Consider the following 9847-nt stretch of genomic DNA (forward strand, 5'->3'; position numbering starts at 1 on the left):
TTGCGACTTGTAAACATTAGAATTAAAAATAAATTTTGTGCCTTTGCGATCAATTTAATTCACTATAAGTTTTCTCTCTCTTACCAAATCAGCAATTTTAAGAATATCTTCACCAATCAGTCTGTCATTTTCCAATTTTGCAACTACGGAACGGATGATTTCGTAATTTTTCTCAACAATCTCAGAGCAAACGGCAGGTCGTCGGAATTCCAGACCTTGCGCGCCAAACATCAATTCAATCGCCAAAATGTTTTCCAGATTTCCTAGGATCTGATTGAATTTTCTTCCCGAAATACTCCCCATAGAAACGTGGTCTTCCTGACCTAAACTTGTCGGTATAGAATCTGCAGAAGCCGGGAAACAAAGCGTTTTGTTCTCTGTTACTAGGGCTGCACTTGTGTATTGTGGGATCATAAATCCGGAATTAAGGCCGGAACTTTCGATTAATAATTTTGGTAAACCAAATTTTCCTTCCAGCAAAAGGTAACTTCTTCTGTCGGAAATATTCCCTAATTCCGCTGCCGCCAACGCACAGTAATCCAGAGGCAAAGCCATCAGTTGACCGTGGAAATTACCACCCGAAATAGATTCTTCTGCACTCAGGATGATTGGATTATCGGTGACAGAGTTCAATTCTGTGTCCGCCATTTGCTTCAGATGTTCAAAAGCATTTCTGCTCGCACCGTGAACTTGAGGCACACATCTCATCGAATAAGGATCCTGAACGCGGTCGCAGAATTCGTGCGATTTCAGATTGTCGGAATCTTTCAGGAAGTTACGCATTCTTTCTGCCACTTTTCGGCTTCCGTCAAATGGGCGAATGTCGTGCAATTCTTTCTTGAAAGGGCTTGCGGAACCACGGTAAGCCTCCAGACTCATTGCGGCAGTAAGATCTGCAAGATCCAAAAGATATTCGAATTTGGAAAGTCCTACAATGGCGTGAGCCAGGATGAATTGTGTACCGTTGATCAAGCCCAAACCTTCCTTCGGTCCCAATTTTAAGGGCTGAATGTGGTGTTTTTCAAGAACCGCAGAAGTCCTCACGGCTTGGTCATTTTCCCAAACCTGACCTAATCCCAAAAGCGGCAAAACCAAATGTGCCAAAGGCGCAAGATCGCCAGATGCACCAACAGAACCTTGTTCCGGAACTACAGGAATGATGTCTTTTTCCAGCATCAAGATCAGTCGCTCAATCACTTCCAAAGAAACACCCGAGAATCCTTTTGACAACGCATGGATCTTCGCAATCATCATGATTTTCGAAATCGTCTTATCAATGGGTTTTCCAACGCCAACGGCGTGGGAAATGATGAGGTTATGCTGAAGCTGCGCTGTTTCTGACTCTGATATTTTGGTGTCGCAAAGTGGCCCGAATCCTGTATTGATGCCGTAAACAGTCCTGTCGGAAGCTACAATTTTCTGAACATTGTGGTACGACTTTGTGATTTGTTCTATTGATTTTTCACTGAGTTTTGCTTTGGATGGATGTTTTGCTATTTCCAAAACATCGTGATATCCAAACGTATCGATTCCGTAAATCATTACTAAAAAATTTTGCCTAAAAATACACTTTTCGTGAGGAACCGAAGAAGGATTTTATATTTTATCAATCAATACTCATTAGGTAGGAAGAAAAGAATCAATATTTAAAAATAATTCAATATAAAAGGGAAGAAGACTTCAAAGTAACCTGAAGAAATTCTGAGCAGAATTGATGCCATTTTTTTTGAGGTGAAGGCGAATTATCTTTACCTAAACATTTTTCTAAAATCGGCATCATTTTTATTTTGAGCCCATGATAAAATTTTGATTGTCATTCGAAACGCCTTGAAGATTGACTTTTTTTATCGTTAATGCTTCAAGATTCATGACTTCAAATTTTTCATCAGGATTTCTTCCATTTTTTCGTAACCCAATTGGTTCGGGTGGATTTCATCTTCCGTATACATCTTATCCAAACCATTTTGGGAATCTTTCATTTCAGAATGATAATCGATGTGGGTGATCTTGTTTTTCTTTGCATAATCAGCGATCATTTTGTTGAGTGCAATGACTTTTTCTGCAGGTTTCATTCCTGGTCTCCATCCGAAATTATACGCCGGAAGAACAGAGCACAACACCACTTTGATGTGATTAGCTTTTGCCAACTCTACCATAGAGACAATATTGCCGAAAATTTTGTCCAAAGAAATCGGACCTTGGTTTTCCGCAATATCATTGGTTCCCGCAAGGATGATCACGCGTTTTGGTTTCAGTAAAATCACATCTTCCCGAAATCTGAGAAGCATCTGCGAAGTCACCTGACCGCTGATGCCTCTGCCAACAAAATTGTTTTTGGTGAAAAAATCAGGGTCTGTGGCGAACCAGCCTTCTGTGATAGAATCGCCCATCAAAATTGAGTTTGGAGTGGTACTTTTAGATTTGATTTCTTGATTTTGTTTTTGATATTTGCCGAAATTGGCAAAGTCCTGAGCGTGAGACATTGTAGAAAATAAAAGGATAATAAATGTTAGGATTTTCATTTTTTCTGATTTGTGATCAAATATATGAAATAAGGATAACTAAATCTTTTATTTTTAATCCAACTTAGCTGATCGAAGCGGCTGTGCGAACCTTAACAATATTTTCAATAATTATAAAAAAATCTTTGCGGACTTTGCGTTCAAAATTATATTAAAATCAATAATTTTACAAAATGGAAAAACCTTCGAAAGACCCTTTACATGGCAAAAGACTCGACGCTATTTTGGAAGAATTGGTAGACTATTACGATGGTTTCGAAGAATTGGGGAAACAAATCAATATCCGGTGTTTCAACGCCGACAAACCCAGCATCAATTCTTCACTGAAATTTCTCAGAAAAACCGATTGGGCGAGAGCGAAAGTGGAAGGTCTGTACTTGTACGTTTTGAGACAGAAGAAGAAAAAAGGTTTGTTATAAATTTTAAGGAAATTTTTTCCCCCAACCCTAAAGGGAGAAATTTCATCAAAATCACTCCCTTTAGGGTTGGGGGAAATGATTTTGATGATTTAATCCAAAAATATTCCGCTCACATAATACCAGCGATTCTGAATCGTTTTGAAAGTCGATAACTCGTGATGAACTTGAGGCTTTCCATCTTCATCCGTATAAAATGCTTTGAACTCCACCTTATTCATTGACGGTGTATCCACGATTTCCAACTTTGTCCATTCATTGATTTCGCCCCATTCCTGCAGACTTTTTTTATTATGGTATTTCCTTTTTCCAGGTGAAGTCGTTTCCCAAAGATATTCGCCGTTTGGGATGGCAAAAGCTGAAAAGCGAGAACGCATCAAAGCTTCCGCAGTTGGCGGGAATTTTTCTTTTGTGTGATAAGGTTGACAGCAATCTTCGTAGGATTTTAGTGAACAGCAGGGACAAGTCATTAGAGAATATTTTAGGATTAAGATGTTAGAAATTAGAAAAAAGATTGAGACTTGAATTTCAAATCTCAATCTTAACTTTTTTTATCCAAACGCTCTCTTCAACAAACTCTCCACTTTCGGCTCGCTTCCACGGAACGCTTTGAACAATTCCATTGGGTCTTTGGTTCCACCAGAAGATAGAAGGATTTTATATTTTGAAGCAATTTCTGGATTGAAGATGCCGTTTTCTTTGAAATATTGGAACGCATCCGCATCCAAAACTTCCGCCCATTTGTAAGAATAGTATCCAGCCGAATATCCGCCTTGGAAAATATGTGAAAAACTCGGTGCAGTCGCCGTTTCCGGATTCGAAGGATAAATTTGTGTCGCTTTTGTGAAATGATTTTCAAATTCTTTCACGTCCGTTACTTCGTGCTCCGAAACACTCGAGTGAAACGCCATATCCAACAAGCCAAGACCCACTTGTCTCATCGTTTGATAGCCTTCCATAAAGGATTTGCTTTGAGATAATTTCTCGATTTTTTCGTCTGGTAAGATTTCTCCGGTTTGATAATGTTTGGCGAAAGTTTTCAAAAATTCTGGTTCGTAGCAGAAATTTTCCAAAAACTGTGAAGGCAATTCTACAAAATCCCATTTCACCGATGTTCCTGACAAATTCGGATATTGCGTGTCTGCCAAAACACCGTGCAGTGCGTGTCCAAACTCGTGGAAAAGCGTTGTCACTTCTTGGAATGTTAATAAACTTGGCGTGTCTTTCGTCGGTTTTGTGAAATTACAAACCACAGAAATATGCGGACGGGAATTGTCGCTATTTTTTTTATACTGATTTTTATAACTCGTCATCCAAGCGCCGGCTCGTTTTCCTTTTCTTGGGTGATAATCCGCGTAGAGTAGGGCTTTGTATTTGGTTGTCGGTTTTTGGTTGTCAGTTGTCAGGCTGAGGCTCTCGAAGCCTTTTTTATTTTTATCTTCTATCTTCTGACTTTCAACCTCAACAATTTCATAAGTCTTCACATCTTGATGATATTTCTGAACATCATTAATTTCATTGAATTCCAATCCAAATAATTCTTTTGCTAAACCAAAAACTGCTTCCTGAACTTTCTCCAGTTGGAAGTAAGGCTTCAGTTCTTCATCATCAATATCGAATTTCTGTTTTCTTAATTTCTCAGCATAGAAAGCGTGGTCGTAACTTTGGATTTCATCGATTCCGTCGGCTTTTGCTAAAGTTTTCAGTTCTTCGATTTCTTTTTGGGCGAAGGGTTTTGCTTTGTCCAGAAGCTCATTCAGGAATGCGAAAACTTTCTCGGGCGATTTTGCCATTCTTTCCTCTAAGACAAAATTTGCGTAATTTTTATAACCTAATAATTCTGCTTTTTCCTGTCGAAGTTTTACGATTTCTTTGATGAGATTCTGATTGTCAAATTCTCCGCCGTCGAAAGACTTTTTGCCGTTTGCTAAGGCTAATTCTTTTCTGAGTTCTCGGTTTTCTGCGTAAGTCAATGAAGGCAAATAACTTGGATATTGAAGGGTGATCACATAACCTTCCAAACCTTTTTCCTTTGCATCTTCTTCGTATTGCTCGAGAATCGCTTCCGGAATTCCTTTCAATTCTTCTTTATTTGTAATGTGTTTGAAATAAGCATTAGTCGAAGCCAAAGCATTTTGTCCGAATTGAAGTGACTTGATGGACAAATCCATATTGATTTTCTCCAGTTTCTTTTTGTCTTCTTCATTTAATAAAGCGCCGCTTCTCACAAAACCTTTGTAGGTTTCATTGAGTAACATTTTTTGTTCGTCATTCAATGACAAAGTGTCTTTCTGGTCGTAAACGTTTCTGATTCTTTCGAATAATTTTTCGTTTTGAGAAATTTTGGAAGAGAATTCGGTCAAAAGTGGCGAAACGTCTTGCGCAATTTTCTGGATTTCGTCGTTGGTTTCTGCTGAATTAAGATTGAAGAAGATACTGGAAACTCTGTCCAATTGTTCGCCGGAAAAAGCCATTGCTTCAATCGTATTTTCGAAAGTTGGCGTTTCGGGATTGTTGGTGATTTCGTCGATTTCTTTTTGAGCAGTTTTTACTAATTCCTGAAATGCGGGAAGATAATGTTCTTCTTTGATGTCGCTGAAAGGTGATGAGGTATATTTGGTGTTGAATTTTTCTAATAGTGGATTCATTATTTTGTTCTTGATTTAAGGTTTACTGTTCAGGGTTCTTAGACTCCGCTCAGAGTGACATGGCTGATAAAAATTGTGATATACGAAATGGTCAGGCTGAGCGGAGTCGAAGCCTTTTCTTATTTTTTGTTGAAATCACAAATTTAGTACCTAAAGTTGAAAGTATGACAAAATTGCGCCCCGGCTTGAGCGGAAATCCTTTTTTGCTTGTCATCAAGTTCAACTTAACCGAAAACGTTATGCAAAAAAGATTGGGAGCGGAAGACGGATTAAGGCGCCCAAATAAATATTGTCTTGGAAAAAGTTTTTGTATTTAAATTCTTTTTAGATTTGTTTTGAACTTAAACTATACTTATTATGAAAAAATTTTTGAAAATCATTGGCGTCATCCTGGCTATTTTTATTGCTTATTGTGCCATTATGATGTTGATGGTGGACCGTAAATGTCATAACGAACAATCCATCACCATCAACGCACCGAAAGAAAAAGTGTGGCAGAATGTGAATTCTATGAAAGCTTTTAACACCTGGAATCCGTGGATGAAATATGATCCAAAGTTGGTAGTGACCTACCGAGGCACAGCTGGCGAAGTGGGTGATGGTTATCACTGGAAAGGTAACGATGAAGTGGGGGAAGGTGAGCAGGAGATCACTGCGGTGGTGCTGAATGAGAAAGTGGCGAGCAAAATGCACTTTATAAAGCCAATGAATGATACGGCGACTTCTGACTTGCTTCTTGCAACAGAAGGTTCTGGAACCAGAGTGACGTGGACGATAGATTATGAAATCGAAACGCTTTACAAACCGATGAAACCAATGATGACCTGGCAGATGAACAAGTCATTCTCCGAAGGTCTTGAAAAACTGAAAGTGCTTTCTGAAAAATAATAAAAAATCGCCTCGAAATTTCGAGGCGATTTTGGTTAATCTTTAAAATGGATTCTGTCTTATTTGATGATCAGTTTAGAAACTGCCACACCTTCCTCAGATTTCAGCTGAAGCATATAAACGCCAGAAGCGATTCCGTTGACAGAGAATGTTTCATCTCCTTTGGCGGATTTCAGTCCGAATGATTTTACTAATTTTCCGTTCAGGTCAAACACGTTGATTTGTCCGTTTTTAGCTTTGTTGTATCTGATTTTCAGCAATCCTTCTGTTGCAGGATTCTGCACGATTTGAATCGATGTTTTGTTGGTGTCGATCTTAGTCTCGTCTGTTGCCAAAGCTGTTTGGTTTCCAAAAATTCTGAATTCTCCTGGTTGTAGAACTACGGTTGTAGAAGTGCTTGCAGCCATAGAAGAGTTATCCATCAGGTTGTACCAAGTTCCGGCATATGGGAAATTAGGTGTCACTGTCTGAGCGCTTGTTGTAAAGTTGGCTACGACGACTACATTTTTAAGTGTATTGGCGGCCAAAGCATCATTCCAGATGTAGATTCTGGGTAACGCATTTCCTGATTCTACCGTGAAAGTTGTGGTGTCAAAAACAGGGCTTGAAAGTCTGATTTGTAATATTTTTGCCCAAGTATCATAGATTGCTTTTCTGGCAGCATTGGTGTCATAACCTAATGTAAAAGCTACTGGTTTCGGAGAAGTTCTGCAATCATTGCTGATGGTGCCGTTTTCGCAACGGTTGATACTGAATTCATATCCAAGTTCTCCAAACTGCCAGATCATTTTAGGACCAGGAACAGTTAAGAAAACTGCACCATAAGCTTTTTGTCTTTCCAATGCTGTTGCCAATGTTTTTACAGTTCCATTGCCGTAGTTCAGATTTTTGAACATCAATCGTTCTTCATCGTGGCTTTCTCCGTAAGTGGCATTTCTTCTTTCGCTGAAGCCATGGTTTTCGAAATCAACTCTGCCGAAGTTGCTGTTGGTATCATAGCCCATCGTGTTTTGACCGTAAGGACCAACCAAGTTGTCCCACATCATCACACCTTTTCCTTCATTGATTTTGTAATTTGCCCATTGTTGTTCTTCTGCATCTGATCCCAAATGCTCGAAGATAACATAAGAACTGGCATCTTGAGCCCATTGGTAGTCTGAATACAATTTCAGAACGTCCACTCGGTCTTGCTGGTACGCGCCTGTACAGCCTTCATCTGAAGCAGTACAGTTCTGAGTGAATCCTTTTGTGAGATCCCAACGGAAGCCGTCTACTTTGTACTCTTTGATCCATTGTTCCAAAACTCTGTTCACGTAATATTTTGTATCAGATTTTGAATGGTTGAAATCATAGAAAACACTGTAAGCATGAGTCGCAATTTGATTGAAGTAAGGATTGTTGGCTGCAACTCCACCGTAACTTCCGTCTGTGCTTGTAGACCATAGTCTTTCCAAAGGAGATCTTCCTGATGCGTGATTAAGCGCAACATCCAAGATTACAGCAATTCCGTTTTGGTGGCATTTATCGATAAATTCTTTGAATTTTTCTGGAGTTCCATAGGCTTTGTCCAGTGCTAAATGGAATCCGGGATTGTATCCCCAAGAATTGTTTCCGTCAAACTCCATCACAGGCATTAGTTCTATGGCATTTACATTAAGTCCTTTGATGTACGGAATTTTGTCGATCATTGCCTGCCAGTTTTTTCCTTCGGTAAAATCTCTTACTAGAGCTTCATAAACGATAAGGTTTTGTTTTGCGGGCTTTTGGAAGTTGGTCACGGTCCAGTTATAGGCCGGTTTTGCCGTTTGGATTACGGAAACATCATATTGCTGTCCGGCTGGATAAGCTGGTAGTCCAGGATAGGTTGAAGCGCTGATATAGGGATCATCATCCGGCGAAAGTACAAGTGTAGAGTAGGGATCTGCTACTTTTACAGCATCATTTGTGCGGTATTGGAATGTGTAAATCTGCTGTGGCGTAAGCCCTGTTATTTCTATCCAAAACAGATTGGTATTGGTAGCGTCCCTCTTCATTACATAATTGCTGGAAACCTTCCAGTTGTTGAAACTTCCGATGACGTGAACATAATTTTTGAAAGGTGCGTATAAAGCCAATCCTACTTTTGTCGGGTCATTCGGGTCGTAAGAGATTCCTTGTTTCATGTAGGAAGGCATCGCAGCTGTTTGAACTGCAGGTGTTACAGCCAGGGTGAAATTGGATTTTAGAACAGTACCGTCTGCAATGCTGGTTGCAGTTAGCTCCATTTGGCTGTCCGTTGTCACTGGGTATGCTTTGAACATGCTGGTAACATTCGTAGCGGTATGGACTGTAACGCCATTGGCCTTTAGTTCAAAATTAGCAGGCAAAGATGCACCATAGGATATGGGATAGGAGCCTCCGGAACTTACAAAACTCGTAGAGCCATTTTTGGGGGAATTGGTTGTGAACTGGAATTTTCCAACCTCAGAGTAGATATCCTGCGATTGCCCATTCCCCGTTTTGGTTTTAAGGAGTAAGCCAATTCTTCCCAAACCTGTTCTGTTATAAAAGATTTTTGGTACAAATGTAATAGAGTAGGTATCAGTACCGGAATTGTAAGTCAGTCTGTTGGTTTCACTTGATGCTGTCCAAGTTCCGTTGGTGGGACAGTCTATACTATTGGCGTCGTTGACATCGTATGACCACGACCAGAGGTACAAGGCGTTGTTGGTAACACCCCAGGTAGATTCATTAATACTGCTTCCGTTAAAGGAAATGGTAATAGATTCATCTTCGTTAAAAGTAGCGGGACTGAGCGAGTACGTGACGGTCTGAGTCTGCGCAAAGCTGATGATCGCAATCAAAAATGCGATCAGGTTGTAAAATTTTTTCATTGGGTCTATATATAAGGTTTTAAATATATCATTTTTTCGTGATTCATAATTAATTTTTATTTTAAGAGAAAATTATTTAACAATTATTTGATAATCAAGTTTTTAATTTTGCTTTTTTGTTAGATAAATCTCAGTTTTTCTTATATTCGCAAGCCCGAAATTAACACGAAAGACACCTTTGAGTAAAATATATTTTATATTGGTTTTGTGTATTTATAGAAAATATAACGTAATATAATTTTATATTTCATACTCGTAGTGCATTATCAAACTAATGCAATTTTAATATTATTCATTTTTCTATTAAATACAAAAACATTTACAAATTGAATGAAAGTTAATGCTGTTATTTTGCTCAATATCCTTGTTTTAAAACCTTCAAATGATTTTGCGTAGTTGTTTCTGATTTTAAATTGGTCACAAAGCTGAGAGAATAATGTCTCTATTCTTTTTCTCGATTTTCTGAAAATATATTTTTGTTTTTGATAATTTTTTTGGTT

At 38.8% G+C, this 9847-nt stretch carries 8 protein-coding genes; 2 read left to right on the forward strand and 6 right to left on the reverse strand.

What is annotated here, in order from left to right; genetic code table 11:
- Positions 1-54: 54 nt before the first annotated feature.
- Together hutH and F564_RS0118135 are read right to left on the reverse strand one after the other, a co-directional pair.
- Positions 55-1542 (reverse strand): histidine ammonia-lyase, encoded by a 1488-nt coding sequence (gene hutH / locus F564_RS0118125; protein WP_028123808.1) that lies wholly within the window; start codon positions 1540-1542, stop codon positions 55-57.
- Between the two features lie 323 nt (positions 1543-1865).
- Positions 1866-2522: a GDSL-type esterase/lipase family protein gene (locus tag F564_RS0118135; protein WP_028123809.1), complete on the reverse strand. Its 657-nt coding sequence runs from the start codon at positions 2520-2522 to the stop codon at positions 1866-1868.
- Positions 2523-2695: 173 nt separating this feature from the next.
- Here F564_RS0118135 and F564_RS0118140 point away from each other — a divergent pair, with 173 nt between their 5' ends.
- On the forward strand, positions 2696-2941 hold the full coding sequence (locus F564_RS0118140) for a VF530 family protein (protein ID WP_028123810.1): 246 nt from the start codon (positions 2696-2698) through the stop codon (positions 2939-2941).
- An 89-nt stretch (positions 2942-3030) separates the two neighbouring features.
- On the opposite strand, the gene F564_RS0118145 is transcribed toward F564_RS0118140, so the two are convergent.
- Complete coding sequence (locus tag F564_RS0118145; RefSeq protein WP_028123811.1) at positions 3031-3408, reverse strand: YchJ family protein; 378 nt, start codon at positions 3406-3408, stop codon at positions 3031-3033.
- 81 nt (positions 3409-3489) lie between these two features.
- Complete coding sequence (locus F564_RS0118150) at positions 3490-5586, reverse strand: M3 family metallopeptidase (RefSeq protein WP_028123812.1); 2097 nt, start codon at positions 5584-5586, stop codon at positions 3490-3492.
- A gap of 357 nt (positions 5587-5943) precedes the next feature.
- Between F564_RS0118150 and F564_RS0118160 the strand changes: the two genes are divergently transcribed.
- A complete protein-coding gene (locus tag F564_RS0118160; RefSeq protein ID WP_028123814.1) occupies positions 5944-6474 on the forward strand; it encodes an SRPBCC family protein in 531 nt (176 codons plus the stop codon).
- 59 nt (positions 6475-6533) lie between these two features.
- Here the strand turns inward: F564_RS0118160 and F564_RS0118165 are convergent, their stop codons facing one another.
- Both F564_RS0118165 and F564_RS0118170 read right to left on the reverse strand, forming a co-directional pair.
- Entirely contained in the window at positions 6534-9347 is a 2814-nt protein-coding gene (locus F564_RS0118165) for an alpha-amylase family glycosyl hydrolase (protein WP_028123815.1), read from the reverse strand.
- A gap of 266 nt (positions 9348-9613) precedes the next feature.
- On the reverse strand, positions 9614-9847 hold a 234-nt coding region (locus F564_RS0118170), incomplete at its 5' end, for a transposase (protein WP_028122952.1).

The organism is Epilithonimonas tenax DSM 16811 (assembly GCF_000428485.1).
Taxonomy (GTDB): Bacteria; Bacteroidota; Bacteroidia; order Flavobacteriales; family Weeksellaceae; genus Epilithonimonas; species Epilithonimonas tenax.